21 protein-coding genes and 1 riboswitch are annotated in these 21,213 nt (G+C 70.1%); of the genes, 12 read left to right on the plus strand and 9 right to left on the minus strand.

Features of this window, described 5'->3' with window-relative positions:
• Positions 1–259: 259 nt before the first annotated feature.
• Positions 260–1,348, minus strand: coding sequence for a ScyD/ScyE family protein (locus ACIHFB_RS35220; protein WP_400129045.1), 1,089 nt, complete (start codon positions 1,346–1,348; stop codon positions 260–262).
• Positions 1,349–1,611: 263 nt separating this feature from the next.
• A riboswitch (cyclic di-AMP (ydaO/yuaA leader) is annotated at positions 1,612–1,784 on the plus strand.
• 7 nt (positions 1,785–1,791) lie between these two features.
• On the opposite strand from ACIHFB_RS35220, the gene ACIHFB_RS35225 reads away from it, so the two are divergent.
• The 5 genes from ACIHFB_RS35225 to ACIHFB_RS35245 all read left to right on the plus strand — a co-directional run bounded on the left by ACIHFB_RS35225 (position 1,792) and on the right by ACIHFB_RS35245 (position 6,513).
• Positions 1,792–2,949: an NlpC/P60 family protein gene (locus ACIHFB_RS35225; RefSeq protein WP_365280855.1), complete on the plus strand. Its 1,158-nt coding sequence runs from the start codon at positions 1,792–1,794 to the stop codon at positions 2,947–2,949.
• 106 nt (positions 2,950–3,055) lie between these two features.
• Positions 3,056–3,868, plus strand: coding sequence for an ABC transporter ATP-binding protein (locus ACIHFB_RS35230; RefSeq protein WP_400129046.1), 813 nt, complete (start codon positions 3,056–3,058; stop codon positions 3,866–3,868).
• Entirely contained in the window at positions 3,865–4,626 is a 762-nt protein-coding gene (locus ACIHFB_RS35235; RefSeq protein ID WP_365280861.1) for an ABC transporter permease, read from the plus strand. The genes ACIHFB_RS35230 and ACIHFB_RS35235 overlap by 4 nt, the downstream gene beginning before the upstream one ends.
• A gap of 15 nt (positions 4,627–4,641) precedes the next feature.
• The gene (locus ACIHFB_RS35240; RefSeq protein ID WP_365280864.1) at positions 4,642–5,436 is read left to right on the plus strand and encodes a MerR family transcriptional regulator; all 795 of its coding nucleotides are present in this window, start codon (positions 4,642–4,644) and stop codon (positions 5,434–5,436) included.
• 75 nt (positions 5,437–5,511) lie between these two features.
• Complete coding sequence (locus ACIHFB_RS35245; protein WP_365280867.1) at positions 5,512–6,513, plus strand: tellurite resistance/C4-dicarboxylate transporter family protein; 1,002 nt, start codon at positions 5,512–5,514, stop codon at positions 6,511–6,513.
• On the opposite strand, the gene ACIHFB_RS35250 is transcribed toward ACIHFB_RS35245, so the two are convergent.
• Positions 6,491–6,844 (minus strand): hypothetical protein, encoded by a 354-nt coding sequence (locus tag ACIHFB_RS35250; RefSeq protein ID WP_365280870.1) that lies wholly within the window; start codon positions 6,842–6,844, stop codon positions 6,491–6,493. The genes ACIHFB_RS35245 and ACIHFB_RS35250 overlap by 23 nt on opposite strands.
• Positions 6,845–7,257: 413 nt before the next feature.
• Here ACIHFB_RS35250 and ACIHFB_RS35255 point away from each other — a divergent pair, with 413 nt between their 5' ends.
• Together ACIHFB_RS35255 and ACIHFB_RS35260 are read left to right on the plus strand one after the other, a co-directional pair.
• A complete protein-coding gene (locus tag ACIHFB_RS35255; RefSeq protein WP_400129047.1) occupies positions 7,258–8,301 on the plus strand; it encodes an NlpC/P60 family protein in 1,044 nt (347 codons plus the stop codon).
• Positions 8,302–8,428: 127 nt separating this feature from the next.
• Complete coding sequence (locus ACIHFB_RS35260; protein WP_365280876.1) at positions 8,429–9,061, plus strand: hypothetical protein; 633 nt, start codon at positions 8,429–8,431, stop codon at positions 9,059–9,061.
• 30 nt (positions 9,062–9,091) lie between these two features.
• Here the strand turns inward: ACIHFB_RS35260 and ACIHFB_RS35265 are convergent, their stop codons facing one another.
• Together ACIHFB_RS35265 and ACIHFB_RS35270 are read right to left on the minus strand one after the other, a co-directional pair.
• Positions 9,092–9,811 (minus strand): response regulator transcription factor, encoded by a 720-nt coding sequence (locus tag ACIHFB_RS35265; RefSeq protein ID WP_365280879.1) that lies wholly within the window; start codon positions 9,809–9,811, stop codon positions 9,092–9,094.
• The gene (locus tag ACIHFB_RS35270) at positions 9,811–11,136 is read right to left on the minus strand and encodes a PspC domain-containing protein (protein WP_365280882.1); all 1,326 of its coding nucleotides are present in this window, start codon (positions 11,134–11,136) and stop codon (positions 9,811–9,813) included. Before ACIHFB_RS35270 ends, ACIHFB_RS35265 begins: the two co-directional genes overlap by 1 nt.
• A gap of 143 nt (positions 11,137–11,279) precedes the next feature.
• Between ACIHFB_RS35270 and ACIHFB_RS35275 the strand changes: the two genes are divergently transcribed.
• A complete protein-coding gene (locus ACIHFB_RS35275; RefSeq protein WP_400129048.1) occupies positions 11,280–12,785 on the plus strand; it encodes a PspC domain-containing protein in 1,506 nt (501 codons plus the stop codon).
• On the plus strand, positions 12,772–13,011 hold the full coding sequence (locus ACIHFB_RS35280) for a hypothetical protein (RefSeq protein ID WP_365280887.1): 240 nt from the start codon (positions 12,772–12,774) through the stop codon (positions 13,009–13,011). The genes ACIHFB_RS35275 and ACIHFB_RS35280 overlap by 14 nt, the downstream gene beginning before the upstream one ends.
• 9 nt (positions 13,012–13,020) lie before the next feature.
• Here ACIHFB_RS35280 and ACIHFB_RS35285 read toward each other — a convergent pair whose 3' ends face one another.
• Both ACIHFB_RS35285 and ACIHFB_RS35290 read right to left on the minus strand, forming a co-directional pair.
• Positions 13,021–13,551: a DoxX family protein gene (locus ACIHFB_RS35285; RefSeq protein ID WP_365280890.1), complete on the minus strand. Its 531-nt coding sequence runs from the start codon at positions 13,549–13,551 to the stop codon at positions 13,021–13,023.
• 182 nt (positions 13,552–13,733) lie between these two features.
• On the minus strand, positions 13,734–15,029 hold the full coding sequence (locus ACIHFB_RS35290) for a hypothetical protein (RefSeq protein ID WP_365280893.1): 1,296 nt from the start codon (positions 15,027–15,029) through the stop codon (positions 13,734–13,736).
• A 197-nt stretch (positions 15,030–15,226) separates the two neighbouring features.
• Between ACIHFB_RS35290 and ACIHFB_RS35295 the strand changes: the two genes are divergently transcribed.
• Positions 15,227–16,120, plus strand: coding sequence for a DUF4429 domain-containing protein (locus tag ACIHFB_RS35295; protein ID WP_400129049.1), 894 nt, complete (start codon positions 15,227–15,229; stop codon positions 16,118–16,120).
• 60 nt (positions 16,121–16,180) lie between these two features.
• Here ACIHFB_RS35295 and ACIHFB_RS35300 read toward each other — a convergent pair whose 3' ends face one another.
• Positions 16,181–16,981, minus strand: a complete 801-nt coding sequence (locus ACIHFB_RS35300; RefSeq protein ID WP_365280898.1) for a class II aldolase/adducin family protein — start codon at positions 16,979–16,981, stop codon at positions 16,181–16,183.
• 140 nt (positions 16,982–17,121) lie between these two features.
• Between ACIHFB_RS35300 and ACIHFB_RS35305 the strand changes: the two genes are divergently transcribed.
• Positions 17,122–17,589, plus strand: a complete 468-nt coding sequence (locus ACIHFB_RS35305; RefSeq protein ID WP_400129050.1) for a pyridoxamine 5'-phosphate oxidase family protein — start codon at positions 17,122–17,124, stop codon at positions 17,587–17,589.
• A 40-nt stretch (positions 17,590–17,629) separates the two neighbouring features.
• On the opposite strand, the gene ACIHFB_RS35310 is transcribed toward ACIHFB_RS35305, so the two are convergent.
• Both ACIHFB_RS35310 and guaA read right to left on the minus strand, forming a co-directional pair.
• Positions 17,630–18,457 (minus strand): alpha/beta hydrolase, encoded by an 828-nt coding sequence (locus ACIHFB_RS35310; RefSeq protein WP_365280904.1) that lies wholly within the window; start codon positions 18,455–18,457, stop codon positions 17,630–17,632.
• A 330-nt stretch (positions 18,458–18,787) separates the two neighbouring features.
• Positions 18,788–20,368 (minus strand): glutamine-hydrolyzing GMP synthase, encoded by a 1,581-nt coding sequence (gene guaA, locus ACIHFB_RS35315; protein WP_400129051.1) that lies wholly within the window; start codon positions 20,366–20,368, stop codon positions 18,788–18,790.
• Between the two features lie 335 nt (positions 20,369–20,703).
• On the opposite strand from guaA, the gene ACIHFB_RS35320 reads away from it, so the two are divergent.
• Positions 20,704–20,991: a chorismate mutase gene (locus ACIHFB_RS35320; RefSeq protein ID WP_365280910.1), complete on the plus strand. Its 288-nt coding sequence runs from the start codon at positions 20,704–20,706 to the stop codon at positions 20,989–20,991.
• Positions 20,992–21,213: the final 222 nt, after the last annotated feature.

A 21,213-nucleotide genomic window follows, 5' to 3' on the forward strand; every position in this document is an offset into this window, starting at 1 on the left:
TCGTCAGTCGCCGACTCCCCCACTCTCGGCTTCGCTCGACCGGGGGGACCCCCATCGCGTCGACTCCCTCCTCCGCCTTGCAGCTGCACGCACCAGACCCCGCTCGGGTCTGTTGATCGGGCACCGGCGTGAATTCCGAACCGGGCCATCGGACAGACCCTAAGGCGCCCCACTGACAACCCGCCGCCGCCCTGAGAACATCGCCGATTTCCGAAGCCGTAAGGGTCTCAGAGTGCGCGAGCCCCCGGCCGCTTCAGAATCAGAAGCCGAGGATCTTCCAGACCTGGCCGCCCGGTGTCTTGCCCTGCCCCAGGTCCGTACCGTCCCGGTCCGCGATCGACCAGGCCGAGACATAGACCTTGCCGTCGTACGGGTCGACGGCCACGCCTGCCGGGAACGGGACCTTGACGCTCGTCCGTTTGCCGTGCGAGACCTTGGTCACCTGGCCGGCGAAGAGCTGACTGACGTACAGGTCGCCCTTGGTGTTGAAGGCGATGCCGGTGACCGAGCCGAAGCCGGACTTCCAGCCGAGGATCTTGCCGGTCCAGGGGTCGACGCGCCACACGCGCGCGGTGGGCTTCTCGGTCTCGCCGTTGAGTTCGCCGACGTAGAGCTTGCCGTCGGGGCCGAGGGCCAGGGAGGTCGGGACGGACTGGTTCTTGTCGTGGTCCGGGAAGACGGTGAAGGGGCGGGCCCGGCCCGACCGCGAGACCTCGATCAGGTCGTTGCCGGCGGCGTCCGCGACGATCTTGCGGCCGTCGGGGAGCGCGAGGACGGCGTACGGGTTGGACTCCACGGACGCCTTGTGCGGGTTGTACTTCAGTTCCACGGCCGAGATGTCCGCAGCGGTCCTCGCCTTGCCGTGCGTGATCTTCAGCAGCTTGCCGAGCTTGTTCCAGGGCGGGGTCGTGGGGACTCCGGCCTCCGGCGGGGCGAAGGTCTCGACGCCCCAGACCTTGCCGTGCAGCGCGGAGACACCGTCCACGCCGGTCGCGCCGCCGCCGTCCGGGGCGGCGGCCGAGGGGAGCCCCTGCACCACCCTGTGGTGCTTCCACGCGCCCCCGTCCCAGTAGATCTTGGTGACCGCCGAGCTGAGACCGATGCAGGTCTCGCCCTCCGGCCCCTCCCCGATGCACTTCTTGCCGCCACGGCCGGCTTCGGCGACGTACAGGCGCCCGTGGTCGTACGACAGCTGACGCGGATTGTCGAGGCCGGTCGCGATGACGCGGACGACCGGTTTGCCGGCGGTCCGGCCGTCGTGTCCGGCGTCGGCGCTCGCGGGGGCGATGCCCGCGGTGGCGGTGAGTGCGACTCCGGTGGCGATGACGAGTGCGGTGCGTTTCCTCATGGCCGTACTCCCTCTCAGCCGCCACGGCTCCCGACCGTGGCTGGCTGGAAGCTACCGGCCCGAAGCGGGCGGACGCCGTCACTCCGGACAAAATACGAACAAGTCACCGCAGACCCTTCCGGATTGACCACGGCGCGCGATTTTCTGGGCTAAGGTCACGAAAATGTATCGGGCATATCACCCATCAACCTTCACAGAGGCCACACGAGTTGGCTAGCGTTCCTCCAGGCCGTACGACCCCCACCGGCGAACGTCGCCGGGCCGCGCGGCCTCCGCCTAATCCGGCGCGTCCCCCTGGGCAGACCGGAGCCGGGGACCCACCGAACTTGGGGTGAATCGACCGGACTTCCCTTCGGGGAACGGTCGTAGGGCAACCCTTCCGAACCACCCGCCCGAACCCGACAGCTAACTCGGTAGGCGGACCATGGAAGGAGTCGCCTCCCTTGGCGTCGCACCGCAAGTCGCGTCCTTCGGGTACGCGCGTAGCAGGCATACGGACCCCCGCCCTGGCAACGGCGGCCCTCACCTCCGTGGCCCTGTTGTCCCAGACGGCCAACGCCGCACCCTCGACCGATGACAAGCCGAGTCTCGAAGAGGTCGAGAAGAAGGTCGACGACCTGTACCGCCAGGCCGAGTCGGCGACCGAGAAGTACAACTCCGCGAAAGAGAAGACCACCAAGCAGCGCAAGCGCGTCGACACCCTCCTCGACGACGTCGCCCAGCGCACCCAGAAGCTCAACGAGGCGCGCGAGGAGCTCGGTTCCTTCGCCGCGGCCCAGTACCGGACCGGCGCCTCCGCACCCGACACCGCGACCTTCCTGCTCGCGGACACCCCGCAGGACTACTTCGACCAGACCCAGCTGATGAGCCGGATGACCGGCCGCCAGAAGGAAGCGGTCGACGAGTTCGTCACGCAGCAGTCCGAGACGATGGACAAGCGCCGCGAGGCCACCGCGAGCCTCGAGACGCTCAACGAGTCGCAGGGCGACCTGAAGACGGCCAAGACGACCGTCCAGCAGAAGCTCACCGATGCGCGCGAGCTGCTGTCGAAGCTGACCGCCGAGGAGAAGGCGCGGCTCGCGGCGATCGAGGAGCAGAAGCAGCAGGAGGCCGCGCGCAAGGCCGCGGAACTCGCGAAGCAGCAGGCCGCTGCGGAGGCGGCGGCCCAGGAGGCGGCGCAGCAGGAGAGCGGCTCGAGTGCGTCGGACTCCCCCGGCACCTCCGTGACCGACTCCTCGTACGCCGCCAAGGCCGAGAAGGTCCTCGCCTTCGCCCGCTCCCAGGTCGGCAAGCCGTACGTGTGGGGCGCCACCGGCCCCGACTCCTACGACTGCTCCGGCCTCACCCAGGCCGCCTGGAACGCCGCCGGCATCTCCCTCCCGCGCACCACCTGGGACCAGGTGAACGCCGGCACGACCGTCTCCCTCTCCGCCGCCCAGCCGGGCGACCTGGTCTTCTTCTACGACGACATCAGCCACGTCGGCATCTACATCGGCAACGGGATGATGATCCACGCGCCGAAGCCGGGGGCTTATGTCCGCGAGGAGTCGATCTACTACGACGGTGAGTCGTCGATCCACAGCGTGGTGCGGCCGGCCTGAGGGCTCCGCAGGACCGCGCTTGACCTTGACGCCGGGTCAACCCTCCATCCTTCCGGCAGGAGCTTCTCGCAGTCGGCGGGAAGCTCCGCGGAGGAGGCGGATGACCATGGTGGCGCAACCGATCGCCGGTCCGGCGATTCGCGTGCGGGGTCTGGAGAAGTCGTACGGGAAGCTCGAAGTGCTGCGGGGTGTGGACTTCGACGTGGCGCGGGGCACCGTCTTCGCCCTGCTCGGCTCCAACGGGGCGGGCAAGACCACGACCGTGAAGATCCTCGCCACGCTCTTGAAGGCCGACGCGGGGACGGCCGGCGTCCATGGCTTCGACGTCGCCGCGCAACCGGCGGACGTGCGGGAGTCCATCAGCCTCACCGGGCAGTTCGCGGCCGTCGACGAGATCCTCAGCGGTCGGGAGAACCTCGTGCTCGTCGCCAGGCTGCGCCACCTCGATGATCCGGGCGCGATCGCGGACGACCTGCTGAGGCGTTTCTCGCTGACCGACGCGGGCGCACGGAAGGTGTCCACGTACTCGGGTGGGATGCGCCGCCGGCTGGACATAGCGATGAGCCTCATCGGGAATCCGTCGGTGATCTTCCTGGACGAGCCGACCGCCGGTCTCGACCCCGAGGGGCGCATCGAGGTGTGGCATGCCGTCAAGGAACTCGCCGAGTACGGAACGACCGTGCTGCTCACCACGCAGTACCTGGACGAGGCCGAGCAGCTCGCCGACCGGATCGCGATCCTCCACAAGGGTCGGATCATCGCGAACGGCACCCTCGACGAGCTCAAGCAGCTGTTCCCGCCGGCCACGGTCGAGTACGTCGAGAAGCAGCCGACCCTGGAGGAGATCTTCCTCGCGATCATCGGCAGCGAGGCCAAGAGCGAGGCCATCGGCACGAACACCCAGGGGGGACGAGGATGACCGCGTACTTCCTCGGCGACACGGCTGTTCTCACCGGGCGGACCCTGCGCCATGTCACACGCAGCGTGGACACCATCATCACGACCGTCATCACGCCGGTCGCCATGATGCTGATGTTCGTCTATGTGTTCGGCGGCGCGATCGACACAGGGTCGGCTTCGTACGTGAACTACATGCTGCCCGGCATCCTGCTCATCACCATCGCGTCGGGCATCTCGTACACCGCCTACCGGCTGTTCACCGACATGAGGAGCGGGATCTTCGAGCGGTTCCAGTCCATGCCGATCGCACGGTCCGGTGTGCTGTGGGCCCATGTGGTGACTTCTCTGGTCGCCAACCTGATCTCGCTCGTGATCGTCGTGGGTGTCGCGCTGCTCATGGGTTTCCGCTCGGGGGCGGGAGTGCCGGCATGGCTGGCGGTCGCCGGCATCCTCTTCCTGTTCACCCTGGCCCTGACGTGGATCGCCGTGATCCCCGGGCTCTCCGCGGCGTCGGTCGAGGGCGCGGGCGCGTTCGCCTACCCGCTCATCTTCCTGCCGTTCGTCAGCTCGGCGTTCGTGCCCACGCAGACCATGCCCGGCCCGGTGCGCTGGTTCGCCGAGCATCAGCCGGTGACGTCGATCGTCAACACGATCCGCGATCTGTTCACCGAGCAGCCGGTCGGCGACGACATCTGGACGGCCCTCGCCTGGTGCGTCGGCATCCTCGTCGTGGCGTACGCCTTCGCGATGGCCGCCTATCGCCGGAAGATCGCCTGAGGCAGGCTGGGAAACATGCTCACCATCAGCCAGTTGGCACGGCACGCCGGGGTGACGGTGCGGGCGGTACGCCACTACCACAAGATAGGTCTGCTGCCCGAGCCGGAACGCGACCGGTCCGGGTACCGGACCTACGACGCCGCCGCGGTCGTACGACTCATCCGGATCCACACCTTGGCGGACGCCGGCGTGCCGCTGGCCCGGGTGCAGGAACTCCTCGACGCCGGCCCTGAGGACTTCGCCGATGGCGTCCGGGGGATCGACAAGGACCTGCGCGCCGAGATCCGGCGGCTGGAGGGCACCCGCAAACGGCTCGCCAGGCTCGCCGCCGGAGAGCACCTGGCGCTTCCGCAGAGCGTCGTCGACTACCTCGACCGGCTGCGCGGTCTCGGGGTCCAGGAGCAGTACATCGAGATGGAGCGGGACGCCTGGATCATGATCGCCGCCCAGGTGCCGGACCTGATCGACTCCTTGATCGCCAAGAAGCACGAGGAGCTGGACGACCCCGACATGGTGAAGCTCTACAGACTTCTCAACGAGGCGCTCGACTGGCCGGACGACGACCCGCGGATCGTCGAGGTCGCCGACATCATGGAGCGCCTGATGATTCGCGCCGTGGAGGCCGGCGAGGTGGGTGCCGACGACGGCATCGACGACCAGTTCGTCGACCTGCTGGACTCAACCATGGTCGAGTCCTCACCGGGTGCCGCGCGGCTGTTGGCGATCCTGGAGGAACGGGGCTGGAAGGGCTGGACCCGCATCGAGCGGGTGCCCGCCGACCGGCTCAACACCGAGCCGCCGCCGTCCTGAGAGAGTGCCGAGAACCCACAGGGACGTGGGCGTGCCCCGCCCGCACGACGCGCGTCGCTCCTTAGCATCGGGCGTATGCCCCGTCCCTCCCCCCTCCGCGCCTGGTGGGCGCAGCGCCCGCCGGCGGCCGGTGCCGCCGTGATGGCGACCGGCATCGTGTCGGTCGGTCTGCATCTGACGGGGTACGAGGTCCTGTCCCGTATCGCTCTCGCCGTGGCCTGCGCGCTCTGGCTGGGGCTGGCCGCGGACTTCGTCGTACGGCTGCTGTGGGAGCGCGAACGGTGGGTGGCGGAGGCGGCCACACCGGGCGCGCTCACCGCCGTGGCCGCCACGACGGTCCTCGGCACCCGTTTCTCCGCCCTGGACCGGCAGACGCTCGCCGAGGCGCTGCTCGCACTGTCCGTCGTGCTGTGGCCGGCGCTGCTCGTCACCGTCGTACTGCACTGGCGGCGACGTATGCCGGGCGCGGTGTTCCTCGGCTGTGTGGCCACCCAGGGACTCGCGGTACTCGGCGCCACCCTGGCCGCCGCCGAGGGCTCGGCCTGGCTCGCGCAGGCGGCCATGGTGCTGTTCTGGCTGGGGCTGCTGCTCTACGGCGTCGCGCTGGCCTGCTTCGATCTGCGGCAGGTGACCGAAGGGGCCGGTGACCAGTGGGTGGCCGGCGGGGCGCTCGCCATCTCGGCGCTCGCCGGGTCGAAACTCGTCGCCGCCGACAGCCCGGGCCTGTATCTCTGGAACGACGACAACACCGACGTCCTGCGCTTCATGACCGCCGTACTGCTCGTGCTCGACCTGGCCTGGTACGCCGTTCTGCTCGTCGCCGAGTTCGCCTGGCCCCGGGTGAGCTACGACGTGCGGCGCTGGTCGACGGTGTTCCCGATGGGGATGACGGCGGCGGCGACGCTCTCGGTGTCCTCAGCCCTCGATGTGCCGTGGCTGGACGGGCTGGGCGAGGTGCTGCTGTGGTTCGCGGTGGCCGCCTGGCTCGCGGTCGCCGTAGGCACGATCGCGGCCGCACGGGCCGCCGTCACGTCCGCCGCCGCGGCTCAGGACGTCAGGTCCACAGCACCGCGATGAAGATGTTCGCCGTGGTCAGCAGTCCGACCAGGCCGAACAGCGGCTTCTCCACCTTCTCGTCGTCGCGCTTCACATAGACCAGGCCGAGGATCACGACCAGCAGCGCCAGCTTCACGCCGATCTTGATGTTGTCGACGGGCTGGTCGTCGGCCTGGTTGAGGCCGACCAGGATCGCGCCGGTGACCAGCATCGTCAGCGCGCCGTGCAGCATCGCCGGGACGAAGCGGGCGGTGCCCTGGCCCATCGCCTTCATCTGGGTGAGGAAGCCGCCGAGCAGCGAGGCGATGCCGATGATGTGCAGGCCGACGAAGAGATGGATGAGTACGTCCATGAGGCCGGAGCCTAATCAGCGGCGTACGGGCACATGACACCGGCCCGGCACAGCCATGTTGCATATATGCGGCCCATAGCACCCCGTCACTCCCTGGCGTCCCCGAACCCTCACTTCGGTCAGCGCCCTGTGTGAAGTCGACGGCCCCGGAACGGGATCACGGTCACATACGGTCAACGCGCGGCCTGCTCGCGCCAGTTCCGCGCAATGCGTTACCAGTCCGACACATCCGGGTTTAGCGTCCTCCACCAGGTGACCGGCTCCCCACCGCCGCCCGGGCCAGGGGCGGCAGTCGATCACCACCGCCGAGAAGGTCCGGCGGCGGCCTGCTCCCCCTGTGCGGGCCGCCGCCGGACGCGCAACCGCTCATGCCCCACGCAGCGGCGGTCGGACGAAAGGACGTGCAGGTCCACGTGGCAGCGCACCGCAAGCCCCGACAACGTTCGACCGCAGGCACTTCGGTCCGTACGGCCGCCACGATCGCCCTCGCGGGCGCGGCGACCGCGACCGGCCTCGACGGGACCGGACACGCGGAGCCGAATCTGACGCCCGCGCAGGTCAAGGCGAAGGTGGACCAGCTGTACCAGGAGGCGGAGATCGCCACCGAGAAGTACAACGGCGCGAAGGAGCAGGCGGAGGCGGCCGAGCAGCAGCTGGGGACGCTGCGGGACGAGGCGGCACGCAAGACGGAGAAGCTCAACTCCGAGCGCGACGCCCTGGGTTCGATGGCGGCCGCGCACTACCGCGACGGCGGCCTCGACCCCGCGCTCCAGCTCGCCCTCTCCGAGGATCCCGACGGATACCTCCAGGGTGCCGAGTTCGCCGAACGTGCGGGCAGCCGCCAGGCCGCGTCCGTCGACCGGGTGCGCAAACAGCTGCGCGAGATCGAGCAGTTGCGCGGCGCCGCGCATATCGAGCTGACCTCGCTCTCGTCGCGGCAGGCGGAGCTGAAGCGGCACAAGAAGACGATCACCGGCAAGCTGGACTCGGCCCGGCGTCTGCTGTCCCGGTTGACGGCCGAGGAACGGGCCCGGCTCGGGCAGGACACCGGCCGCGCCTCACGCGTTGGTGCGCGGGAGGGGCTCATGGGATCGCCGGCGGCACCCAACTCCCGTGCGGCCGCAGCCGTTTCGTACGCCTACCAGAAACTCGGCAGCCCCTATGCGTGGGGCGCGACCGGCCCGGACGCCTTCGACTGCTCGGGCCTCATGCAGGCGGCGTACCGCACCGCGGGCATCTCCCTGCCCCGTACGACATACGCCCAGATCGACGCCGGCCGCCGCGTCTCCCACGCCGAACTCCTCCCCGGCGACCTGGTGTTCTTCTACTCCGGCATCAGTCATGTCGGCCTCTACGTCGGCAACGGGATGATGATCCACGCCCCCAACCCCTCGGCCCCGGTGCGGCTGGCGCCGATCGACGAGATGCCGTTTGCGGGGGCGACGCGGGTGGCGTGAAGGCGCCCTTCGGCACACCAGTGGGCGTGGGCATGCTCACGGCGACGCGGTAGCGTCTGCGAAACGCTTCGTAGGTAGCGTCTGCGAAACGCTGCGTACGACGTCCCGTGCCCCCGAGAAGGTGTCGATGCCCGGCTCCCCATTGCCACCGCCACCCCCGCCGCCCCACACCAGGATGTGGCCGGACCGTGCGGCCCTGCTGGCCGACCGGGGACGTGCGCTGGAGGAGCTGCACCGGTGCAGCATCGGGGTGCACCGGGTACTGCTGCTGTGGCTGCTGGCGCTCGCCGCGATCATCGGGTGGGCACTGCTGGTGGTCCCGTTGCAGCAGATCGAGGAGAGGGATCCGCTCGGCTTCGTCCTCGGCCCGCTCTTCGCGCTGCTCGGCCTCGCCGCCCTGGCTCCGTCCGTCATCGCCGTCGCCGTCGCCATCCGGCGCGACCAGCGGATACGCCAACTCCTCGATGCCTGGCTCCAGTTGGACAGCGACCCATCGACGGACGTCGGTCTGCGCTCCCCCGGCCTCAGCCTCTTCTGGCTGCTCTCCTCCGTCGTGCTCTGCGCGATCGGCCTGTGGGAGTCGTTCACCTCGGCGGCCGGTGCGGAGCCGGGCCGGGCGCGTCACAGCGACGTCGTCCTCGGCATGGGCATCGGCACGATCCTGTGGCTGACGGGCTTGATCGGTGTGGTGAAGGCGGTACGGCACTACCGCTGGGCCCTGCGCGTACTGGGCCCGTCACCGCGGCCCGGGCACCACTGAACCGCGGCGGTCGTACCGACTCGTGCGTCCTCAGACCAGCCGTCGTGCCGTGGCCCAACGCGTCAGCTCATGCCGGTTCGACAGCTGGAGCTTCCGCAGCACCGCCGAGACATGCGACTCGACCGTCTTCACGGAGATGAACAGCTGCTTGGCGATCTCCTTGTAGGCGTACCCCCGGGCGATCAGCCGCAGGACCTCGCGCTCGCGCTGGGTGAGGCGGTCGAGGTCCTCGTCGACCGGCGGGGCGTCGGTGGAGGCGAAGGCGTCCAGGACGAAGCCGGCCAGCCTCGGCGAAAAGACGGCGTCGCCTTCCTGGACGCGGAAGATGGAGTTGACGAGGTCCGTGCCGGTGATGGTCTTGGTGACATAGCCGCGCGCACCGCCGCGGATCACGCCGATCACATCCTCCGCCGCGTCCGAGACGGACAGCGCGAGGAAGCGGACGGGCTGCTCGGCGTCCGCCATCAACGGGGCGCAGCGGCGCAGCACTTCGACCCCGCCGCCGCCCGGAAGGTGAACGTCGAGGAGGACGACCTCGGGCCGGGTCGCGGTGATGACCGTGACCGCCTGGTCGACGTCCGCGGCCTCGCCGACGACTTCGACGCCGGTCTCGTCGGTCCGGCCGATCTCCGCCTGTACGCCCGTACGGAACATGCGGTGGTCGTCGACGAGGACCACGCGCACATGCCGCTCGTCCGCGCTCCCGCCGGTCGACTCCACGGGCTCGTTCGCCTCAGTCGGGTCGCTCATCACGTGTTCTCCGCCCTCTCCATCTCCAGCTCGACCTCCGTGCCGCCGTCCGGCACCGCACGCAGCCGTGCCGAGCCGCCGTGGCGCTCCATGCGGCCGATGATCGATTCTCTGACACCCATGCGGTCGGCGGGTATCGAGTCGAGATCGAAGCCAGGTCCGCGGTCCCGGACGGACACGAAGACCTTGTTCCCCTCGACCTCGGCAAAGACCTGGACAGCGCCTCCCTCGCCACCGTACTTGGCGGCGTTGACCATAGCCTCGCGTCCGGCCTGCATTTGTGCACCGATTCTGTCGTCGAGCTCGCAGTCGCCGACCACCACGACCTCTATGGGGACGCCGTGCTTGTCCTCGACCTCCGCCGCGTTGCGCCGCACCGCCTCCGCGAGCGTGGTCGGCTCGTCCGCCTCGTCCTTTCCGGTGCCCTCGGGTTTGTAGAGCCAGGTGCGCAGGTCGCGCTCCTGGGCGCGGGCGAGGCGGCGGACCTCGTTCGCGTTCTCCGCGTTGCGCTGGATCAGGGTCAGGGTGTGCAGCACCGAGTCATGGACGTGGGCGGCGACTTCGGCGCGCTCCTGGGCGCGGATGCGCATCAGGCGCTCCTCGGACAGGTCCTGGGTCATGCGCACGAGGTAGGGACCGGCCAGGAGAGTTATCCCGACGAGGACCGCGAGGGCCGCCTGGAGGACCGAGCCGAGGTGGGCGGCGGACCCCTGGAGGACGAAGATGCCGGAGACGCCCGCCGTGACCAGCAGCACGCCGGCCACGGCCCGCAGCAGGGTGAGCGTGCGCTTGCGGCGGCCGACCTCGACCCAGCGGGCCCGGCGCGAGTTGTCCGCCTGGCGCCAGACGAGGGCGACGCCCGCGCCGACGAGCACGGCCGGCACCAGATACGCCTGGGCGCCGCTGCCCACATTCACACTGCCGACGAAGACCATGGCCACGACGACCATGAGGAGCAGGGCGACGATCTGCCCCTTGTCCGGCTTGCGGGCGATGAGTCTGCGGCGGCCGTCCGGCGAGGTCTCGGTGCCGACGAGGGAGGGCGGCCGCTGTGCCTCGACACCGCCGACGCCGAGCGGCACGAAGAACCAGAACGCCGCATACAGCAGAGCGCCGAGCCCGTCCGCCATGAACAGGCCGACGAAGACGAGCCGCACCCAGATCACGGGCAGCCCGAGATGCCCGGCGAGCCCCCGCGCCACGCCCCCCAGCCAGCGTCCGTCACTGCTGCGATAGAGCTTGCGCGGCGGCCGCGGTTCGACGAGTGGCGCTGTTGCGGCGTCCGGCATGCCATCGATGTTCACACGCCCGGCGGGCCAAGGCATCAGGGTCGACCCCCGATACTCCCCTGATCTTCGACAGCAGCCCTCGTCGAACGCTTCCCCGGCTCCGGCTCAGGGCGGATATCAGGGTCCGACCAGGGTCATTCCGACTCCCGCCACGGCGCTGCGCCCGTCACCATGGACTCATGACAGAGCACCAGCACGCCGCGACGGGTCCGGGACCCGGCTCCGGCCCGCGTCCCACTCCGGGCGCCGGGCCGCAGGATGCCGCGCCCGCCGCGGAGCAGGGGCCTCGCGCGCACGAGAAGGGAACCGCGCGGGCGCCAGGGGTCACTTCGGCGGCCGCGGCAGGCGGAGCGGACGGAACGGCCGATGCGCCCACCCCCACCGATGCCCCTGCCCCCACCGACCTCCCCGGCCCGCCCCACCGATTCCGGCGCGACCGGCGGCACAAGATGCTCGCAGGGGTGTGTTCCGGGCTCGGGCGGCAGTGCGACATGGACCCGGTGATCTTCCGGATCACGCTCGCGGTGCTCTCCGCGACCGGTGGCCTCGGCCTCCTCTTCTACGGCTTCGCCTGGCTCTTCGTCCCATACGACGACGAGGACGAGAACGAGGTGCGCAAGCTGCTGACCGGCCGAGTCGACGGTCAGGCGCTGACGGCCGTGCTGTTCGCGCTGGTCGGCTCCGGGGTGTTCCTGACCCTGCTGAACAACGGCGGGGTACTGGCCTTCGCCGTCGTGCTCTCCCTGCTCCTCGCGGGCGCCGGCTACTGGTCCCGGCACCGCAGCACCCCCGACCCCGACCCTCTGGCCGCCCAGGCCGTCGCGGACGCCCCGCCGGAGGCCCAGGCCCCGCCCGTCCCCGCCGCCCACTCCTCCTGGTGGCGCGACCCCATCGTCAAGGACGGCACGCACGAGGGCGGCACCGGCTATCTCTGGGGCCCGACGGACGCCCGCGCCCGCGACATCGCGGCGGCCGTCAACATCGGCCTCGACCCGTACGCCGGCCCCGACGACCCACGCCGCCGCCCGCCCGCCCGGGCACCCCGCCCGCGCGGCCCCCGCTGGATCGGCGGCTGGACCTTCCTGCTCGCCCTCGTCGCCGGAGGCCTGGGCACCCGCCTCACCTGGGACGAACACCCACTGAGCACCAGCCTCCAGACCGGGCTGTCCTGCGCCCTCATAGTCCTCGGCCTCGGTATCGCCATCAGCGCGTTCCTGGGGCGCACGGGAGCAGGCTCGATCTTCCTCGCGGTCATCACGGCGGCCCTGCTCGCCGCGTCGGCCGCCATACCGAAGGACATCGGCACGCAGTGGATGCACGAGACCTGGCGCCCCACCGCGGTGGCGGACGTACCGGAGCAGTACGAGCTGGGCACCGGCGTCGGCACCCTCGACCTGACCAGGGTCCCCCTCACCAAGGGCCAGACACTGGACACAGGTGCCGATGTCGGCGTGGGCCGGCTGAAGGTGATCGTGCCCAAGGACGTGACCGTGAAGATGACCATCGACGTGGGCGTGGGCGACATCCAGCTGCCGGGCGACGAGCAACGGGACGTGGACGTGCAACCGGGCCGGCACCAGGAGCTGACTCTGTCGCCCCCCTCGGGCACCAAGAGCACCGGGACACTCGACCTCGACCTCCGGGTCGGCGTGGGACAAGCGGAGGTGAGCCGTGCTGCGTCATGAAGTACAGCCCGGGAGGCTGATCGCGGGCGCCTTCCTGACCCTCGCGGGCATCATCTATGCGGGCGATGCCGGCGGCGCCTGGGAGACGCCGTGGTTCGCGGTGATCCCGCTCGTCGTGGTCGGCCTCTTCCTGGCAGCCACGGCCGCCATAGTCACCCGCGGCATACGCCGCCGACGCCACCGCACGCCCAGCCCGAGACAGGCCCAGCCGGACGCGCCGAGCTGAGGACCCGGGCTACCGGTAGCCCCCGGCCCGCTGTCGCCGTCGCGCCCGCAAGGAGGCGTCCAAGGACAACAGGGGCGCGCCCGCGAGGACGAGGGGCAGCCAGGCCATCAGGTAGGCGAGGTCATTGCCGTAGTAGTACGGCTCGGTCGCCCAGCTGACCGTCAGCCACAGGCTGAGGGAGATGAGCGCTCCGCCCAATGCCGCGAGACGGGCGAGCAGGCCGATCAGTGTGCCGATACCGACGGCCAGCTCACCGAAGGCGATGGCGTAACCGAAGCCGACGGGGCTCTTCAACGCCAGGTCGACCAGGTCCGGGATCGCCGCCGAGTCACGCACCGTACGCATCAGGTCGCCGACCGAGCCGGAACCGGAGTCCTTCAGGAAGGCGCTGTCGGTGAGTTTGTCCAGGCCCGCGTAGATGAAGGTGACACCAAGGAAGACGCGGAGCGGGAGCAGGGCGTAGCGGGTGGCCGTGTCCCGCCAGTCGCCGCCGCCGTCGCGATAGGGGGGGTGCGTGTCCGTACGAATGCCGTGAGTCATCGCTCGTAGCCACCTCTCGCCCGCATGTGACGTGACCCCTCAAAAGACCATACGCACGAACAGGCTGCACCGCTCAACCCCACCCGGACCAGTTTTCCCGACTTGGTGCAGCTTCTGAGGTGAGTCGGCCCGGTTGAGGTGGGCGGCACGCGCAACCGGGATGGGTGCCGGGGGTGGGTCGCTCAGTCCGTCACGTCGATCGCGTACCGGTTGGTCTCCACGCCCGCAGCGGTCACCACCTGCACCTCCGCCCGCCCCGGCTCCACATCCGCCGGCACCGGCACCGTCAGCACCGCATCCGTGGGATTGCTGAAGCCCCCGCTCACCGGCACCAAGGGAACATGCACATGCACCGCACCGATCCGGACGACCATCCGCGACAGCCGAGCCGCACCCTGCGCCCCCGGCGGCACGAACCCGGCCCCCCGGATCTCGATGTCGTCACCGGTGCGGATGGGCCCGTCCAGATCCCCGGCCTCCCGGGACCGCACCACCGACAGAATCACCGGCCGGCCGCCCTCCGCATACTTCCCGGCCACGTAGGTCGCCGCCGAGATCAACACCACGACCGCCAACCCCCATGGCAGATCGGGCAACTGATCCGGCCGTCGCGCCAACCGCACCGCCGCGAACAGCAAGGCAACCCCGCTGATGACGACGTACTGAATGTCGGCGAACGCCCCTCGCCCCGAGTCGTCCGTCAGCAGGTCGGCCGCCCGGGGCCGATCCGCCGGGACCTTCTGGAGCCGCTGCCCCAGCACCCGCACGCCGACGATCCGCCGCACCAGCACCGCGATCCCGCACACCACGGCGAGCACGGTCACGACCCCCGCGCCCCGGGCGAGTTCGAGTCCGGCGATCAGTGCGTCGCGCTCCTCGTGTCCGGAGGCCACCGCCAGACGACCGGCCAGCACGAGCACCGCGTAGGCCACGAACAGCACCCACGCCCCGGCCACCGCACGGGACGTGGACAGCCGGTTGTCGTCACCGATGACCGGCGCGAGCGCACCGCCGCGGGCCCGGTGGAACCACGACGCCGCCGTGAGCGCCCCGGCCACGACCAGCGCGGCGAGCAACCCGGCGGTCCGGGCGGCCGTCCAGCCGGCGCCGATCGCGGTGAGCGCCTGCGCAAGAAGCAGCAGGACGACCAGCGCCCACACGGCACAGGCCGTGCGCCACCACAGTCGTACGAGCCAGGCCTCGCCCTCGGCACGGCCGCGTTCGGCGACGAACTCCGCGGACTGGGTCAACTCCTCGGAGACCCACTGGCGGGAGGCCGAGGCCGAGTGGGCCACGGCGGCGGGCAGACCGTGCCCCGCCGCGAACTCGTCCCGCTTCAGCAGGAATTCGGCGACGGCTCGCCGATGCCCCGCACGGGCGCCGTGCGGACAGTCCCCGCATGTGCACCCACCCTCGTGCCCACCTGTACGCCCGCCCATGTCAGCGCCCCCACCCTGCCTCGCCTCCTGCACTGCCACGCCCGACGCCCACTTTCCTCAGAACCCGCATGCACACAACGACCGAGTCCCGCCCACCTGCGCGCAACCCCGTACCCCCGCAACCCCCTGCAACGAGAGCGCATTGTGCCCTACGCCACCCACCCACCGTCCGGCAGGTCTGGTCACCGCGGGGGAAGGGAGGCCCGCCGTGTTGACCCTGCTGCGAGAATTTCCCTATGGCCGAGATCATCCAGCGCGACGGGACCTGGGCCTTCGACGGCAGCAGGGTCAGGATCACGCCAGGCCTGCACCGCTCCGTGTCGCTGTTCCGGCAGACGTACGGGGAGATCGCCGTGCCGCTGGAGGCCATCTCCGGCATCGTCTTCGAGCCCGAACGCAAGCGTGGCCGGCTGCGGATGCGGCTGAGGGAAGGCGCCGACCCTCTTCTCCAGGCGACGGGCGGCAGGTTGCCCGATCCTGCGGACCCGTACCGACTCGTCGTGGACATCGACCGCTCCGGGGTCGCCGAGTACTTGGCGGAGGAGATCCGCCACGCGCTGCTCCTGGACCAGATCCCGGGCGACCCGACCAAGACCTATCTCCTGCCCGGCCCTCCGGTTCCCGTCTCGGTCCGTTCCTCCGACGGCACGGTCTCCTTCGACGGCACGCAGGTGCGGGTCGACTGGTCCGACACCTCCGACCGCGTCAAACGCGCGACGGGCCCGCGGATCATCGGCATCGACGACCTCGTACAGGTGGAATGGCTGCCCAACTCCGGTTACGAGGACGGCTTTCTGCGCTTCGTGACCCGCGAGACGGTGTTCTCCAAACTGCCCCCGGAGAAGGACCCGTACGCCCTGGACCTGTGGGGCAACGCCCGACGCGACCTGCTCACGGCCCTGGTCGCCACCGCGGTCACCGCGAGGCTCCCGCACCCGTCGGCCCGCACCGGCAGCGCCTTCGGCGAGTACACCGCACGCCCTCAACTGGCGGCGTCCGTACCGCCGCAGGCCGACCACCACGACGTACTCCTACGACGACTGCGGGAGCTGGGCGAGCTGCACCGCGAGGGCGTGCTCACGGACGAGGAGTTCGCGATGACCAAGGCGGCGGTGCTACGGGGCTTCTGACCCGTCTCCCGCAATCCGACCCCCACCCCCACCCCCACCCCCTCCCCGGCAACACGCGCTCTACGACAACAAATCCGGCTCACTCCGGCTGACGTCCTGCCACAGCGGCTGATAGTTGATCCACGCCACCAGATCGCCGCCCAGCTGCTCACGCGTCGCCACCGCGGCCTTGTGGTCGATGAGGATCGGCCGCCCGGCCGCCTTCGCCGTCAGCTGCACCTTGCAGGACCGCTCCAGCGACAGGAACCACCAGGCCGCCGCGTCGACCGAGTCCCCCACGGTCAGCAGCCCGTGATTGCGCAGGATCAGCGCCTTGCGGGAGGCGAGTGCGGCGGCGATCCGGCGCCCCTCCACCGCGTCCACGGCGACCCCGGTGTAGGCGTCGTACAGGGCGTGGTCCTCGTAGAAGGCGCAGCTCTCCTGTGTGATCGGGTCCAGCAGATCACCGAGCGCCGACTGCGCCCTGCCGTACACCGAGTGGCAGTGCGCGACCGCGACGACGTCCGGCCGGGAAGCGTGCACCTGCGCGTGCACGGTGAACGCGGCCTGGTTGACGTGATAGCGGCCCTCGATCACCTGCCCGCCGGCGTTGACCAGCACCAGATCGCTCACGGTGACGTGCTTGAACGGCATCCCGAACGGATTGACCCAGAAGCAGTTGCTGTACTCCGGGTCGCGCGCCGTGATGTGCCCCGAGACGCCGTCCTCGAAGCCGAGCCGCCCGAAGATCCGCAGCGCGCCGGCGAGCCGCTCCTTGCGATGCCGGCGCTCGTCGTCGACCGATTCGTGCATCGGCGGCATGGCGAACTGGAGCCGGTCGGTCGGCAGCGGCGTGGGTGTGGGCGGTGTGGGCCCGTGCATTGGTTCCTCCTGCACTGGGTTCCTTTACGGGGCGGAAGTTACCGTCGGTCAGCGCAAGTGAACAGAGCTGTTTTGTAAAGAAGAGGCGTGCAAACGAAATCGGACAGAAGGTGTCTGGTATCGGCGCCACACTCGTCTTCATGAACTGGGCAGCCTTCACCACCGCCGAACCGTCCCTGGCCGAACTGGTCGAGGAACGCTTCGGCGCCTTCACCCATCACGTCCTCGCCACCCTCCGCAAGGACGGCTCCCCGCGCACCACCGGCCTGGAGGTCCGCTTCCTCAACGGCGAACTCTGGCTCGGCATGATGCCGGACTCCCTCAAGGCCCTGGATCTGCGCCGTGATCCGCGTTTCGCGCTCCAGGCGAATCCCGGTCAGGGCCAGTCGATGGGCGGGGGCGATGTGCGGATCAGCGGGCGGGCGATCGAGGTGACCGACCCGGAGGTCAAGGCCAAGTACACCGAAGAGGTGGAACCGCCGGAGCCGTTCCACCTCTTCCGCACCGAGCTGACGGAAGTCGCACGGACCTACGTCGAGGACGACAAGTACCTGGTCGTCGAGGTCTGGAAGCCCGGTGAGCCCGTGCGCACGATCAAGCGCACCTAGGGCAGGCCGGAGCCGTTGTCGCTCTGTCCACGGCCGGACGTCACGGAGAGAGCGCGGCCAGTGCGGCCGCCACCGGCGCCGGGTCCAGTGGGCCGATGTGCGGTGCGGCGGGGAAGTCATGGACTCGGAACGGGTTGAGCGGCGTGCGGACGTCGGCCTCCGTGATCATCCGGTCCTGGAGCTTCGTGGCGATCGTCCGGTCCTTGCCGAAGCGAAGGTACGTGCGGGGCAGCCGTCCCCAGGTCTCCACCCGGCCGACGGCCCGTCCCGCGTAGGCCGTGGTCGACTCGTCCGTCTGCATGCTCCCGAGCCGCTGCCGGAACTCGTTGTCCGGATAGCCCGCGCACATCATCTCCCGAAGTGCCTTCAGGTCCCCGGCGTCACCCGTGCGGGGATTGAGCCGCATCACACCGAGCTGCTCGGGGTCCCCGATGATCTGGTCGAACGGTATGAGCGCGTTCTCGTTCTCCGGCGCCGCGGTGCAGGCGTCGGGGGTGGGCAGGGCGGGGCTGGGGCAGAAGGCCGCCATGTAGCAGATGTGGTGGAGCAGCTCCGGTACGGCGTTGCTCACCCGGCTCACGGTGGCGCCGCCCAGGCTGTGGCCGACCAGGACCACGGGGCCGTGCGCCGCCGCACGGCGGACGATGCGCGTGACGTGCGTCTCGTAGTCGTCCAGAGAGAGGGCGGCGACGGGCGAGGGCTCTGTGGCCATGGCCGCCAGGTCCTGCCGCTGGTACGACTCCGGGACGAACGCCTGCGAGCCGTGCAGCGGCAGATCCACCTGGACGACGCGGTGACCGCGCAGGGTCAACTCCTGTGCGACGGGCAGCCAGTACGCTCCCGCGCTGTGTGTGCCGTGCACGAGCACATACGTACACGGCCTCCTGTCCCGGCCGCCGTCATGCCGGGTCGCGGCAACTGAGGCTGTCGTGCCCGTACTCGCACCTAGGACAGTGCCACCCGCCGCGAGGCCAAGCCCTCGCAGGACACCCCTGCGCGTCGTGCCCCCACCCCTGCCGCCCTCATGATTCCTTGTCATGCCTCGACGCTAGGGGCGGGCCCACGGCCTCCGACATGGGGTCGGCCACCGAAACGGCCTGCGGCGGACCCCCGGATCCGCACTGTGGTCACCACCCGTCAGGCGGTGCGACACCGGCCAGGGGCAGCAGCAACCAAGCCCTGGGCTACGGGCTCGGACTCACTCCCACTCGATCGTCCCCGGCGGCTTCGACGTCACGTCGAGGACGACGCGGTTGACGTCCGCGACCTCGTTCGTGATCCGCGTCGAGATCTTCGCAAGCACGTCGTACGGCAGTCGCGACCAGTCGGCCGTCATGGCGTCCTCGCTCGACACCGGGCGCAGCACGATGGGGTGGCCGTAGGTGCGGCCGTCGCCCTGGACGCCGACGCTGCGGACGTCCGCGAGCAGGACGACCGGGCACTGCCAGATGTCGCGGTCGAGGCCGGCCGCGGTCAGCTCCTCGCGGGCGATGGCGTCGGCGTCACGGAGCAGGTCGAGCCGTTCCTTGGTCACCTCGCCGACGATGCGGATGCCGAGTCCCGGACCCGGGAACGGCTGGCGCTGGACGATCTCGTCCGGCAGGCCCAGCTCCTGGCCGACCATCCGGACCTCGTCCTTGAACAGCTTGCGCAGCGGCTCGATCAGCTGGAACTCGAGGTCCTCCGGCAGCCCGCCGACGTTGTGGTGGGACTTGATGTTGGCGGTGCCGGTGCCGCCGCCGGACTCGACCACGTCGGGGTACAGGGTGCCCTGGACGAGGAACTCCACCGCCGGGCCCTCGTCCGCGATGATCTCGGCCTGCGCCTGCTCGAAGACGCGGATGAACTCCCGCCCGATGATCTTCCGCTTCTCCTCGGGGTCGGAGACCCCGGCCAGCGCCTTGAGGAACCGCTCCTCGGCGTCCACGACCTTCAGCTGTACGCCGGTCGCGGCGACGAAGTCCTTCTCGACCTGCTCGCTCTCGCCCTTGCGCATCAGGCCGTGGTCGACGTACACGCAGGTCAGCTGGGAGCCGATGGCCTTGGCGACCAGGCCGGCGGCGACCGCGGAGTCCACGCCGCCGGACAGCCCGCAGATGGCGCGCTTGTCGCCGACCTGCTCGCGGATGGCGGCGACCTGCTCCTCGATCACGCTGCCCGTGGTCCAGGACGGCGTCAGGCCCGCGCCCCGGTACAGGAAGTGCTCCAGCACCTGCTGACCGTGGGTCGAGTGCATGACCTCCGGGTGGTACTGGACGCCGTACAGCTTCTTCTCGTCGTTCTCGAAGGCGGCGACCGGGACGACGTCCGTGGACGCGGTGACGGTGAAGCCCTCGGGGGCGGCGGAGCAGGCGTCGCCGTGCGACATCCACACCGACTGCTCGTCCGGGGTGCCCTCGAAGAGAGTGGAGGACGACCGGGAGACGTGCAGGGGCGTACGGCCGTACTCGCGCGCCCCGGTGTTGTCGACCGTGCCGCCGAGGGTCGTGGCCATCAGCTGGAAGCCGTAGCACATGCCGAAGACTGGGACGCCGGACTCGAAGAGCTCGCGGTCCAGGCGCGGGGCGCCCTCCGCGTACACCGACGAGGGGCCGCCGGAGAGGATGATCGCCGCCGGGTTCTTGGCGAGCATCTCCGCCACCGGCATGGTGCTCGGCACGATCTCGCTGTAGACCCGGGCCTCGCGGACGCGACGGGCGATGAGCTGGGCGTACTGCGCGCCGAAGTCGACGACCAGAACGGTGTCGGGAGCGGCGGCAGCGGGAGTCGCTGATGACACGGGTTGCCTTCCGGCGGCTTGACAGGGGCTGTGGCACCGATTCTAGCCGCGCCCGGGTGCCCTGCTTCCGTCTCAGGATGCGAACCGGCTTTGCCGTCACCGACGGCCACGGCATACTGACCCCATGCTCACGCACACGACGACCTTCGTCTTTACCTATGGCACCCGGCCCGCCGGCTGCCATGGTCGTGCCGCTTGAGCTACTGACAAGCGACTTACCAGGCGCCCCGGGCCGACAAGGCCCGGGGCGCCTGACGTTTTCCGGGTCCTGTCGCTCCGGGGCACCCCGTCCGAAGCCTTCCGAACTTCTGTGAACCCTTCAGAGGAGCCCCGACATGACCGCCACCGCAGCGGAGAAGACCGGCGCGCACACCAGCGAGGCCGCCGACACCATCACCGGCGCCCGTGAGCGCATCGACGCACTCGACGACCGGATCATCGGCCTGATCCAGGAACGGATGGCGGTCTCCGCCGTCATCCAGGAGGCCCGGATCGCCTCCGGCGGCCGGCGCGTGAACCTCTCCCGCGAGATGGAGATCCTCGGCCACTACAGGGAGGCCCTGGGCAAGCCGGGCACCACGCTGGCGATGACGCTGCTGGAGCTGTGCCGGGGGAAGGTCTGAATCCGCGTTCGCGGCACAGACGTACGCATGCCCTCTCACCCGTACGGCGCGTGACCGGCGCGCAAAACGCTTCGTTGGTCCCGGTGTCCGTGCCAGCCAGGGGCGGGCCCGAAGAACCACGCGTGGCTCACCTGGAGCGATGAGACGTACGGATCGTGCCGTGCGTCGTGGGACCTCGCTCCGGTCAGGTGACCGGACGGCAGGGGACAGCAGCCCGGTCAC

This window comes from Streptomyces sp. NPDC051963, from assembly GCF_044593495.1.
Taxonomy (GTDB): Bacteria; Actinomycetota; Actinomycetes; order Streptomycetales; family Streptomycetaceae; genus Streptomyces.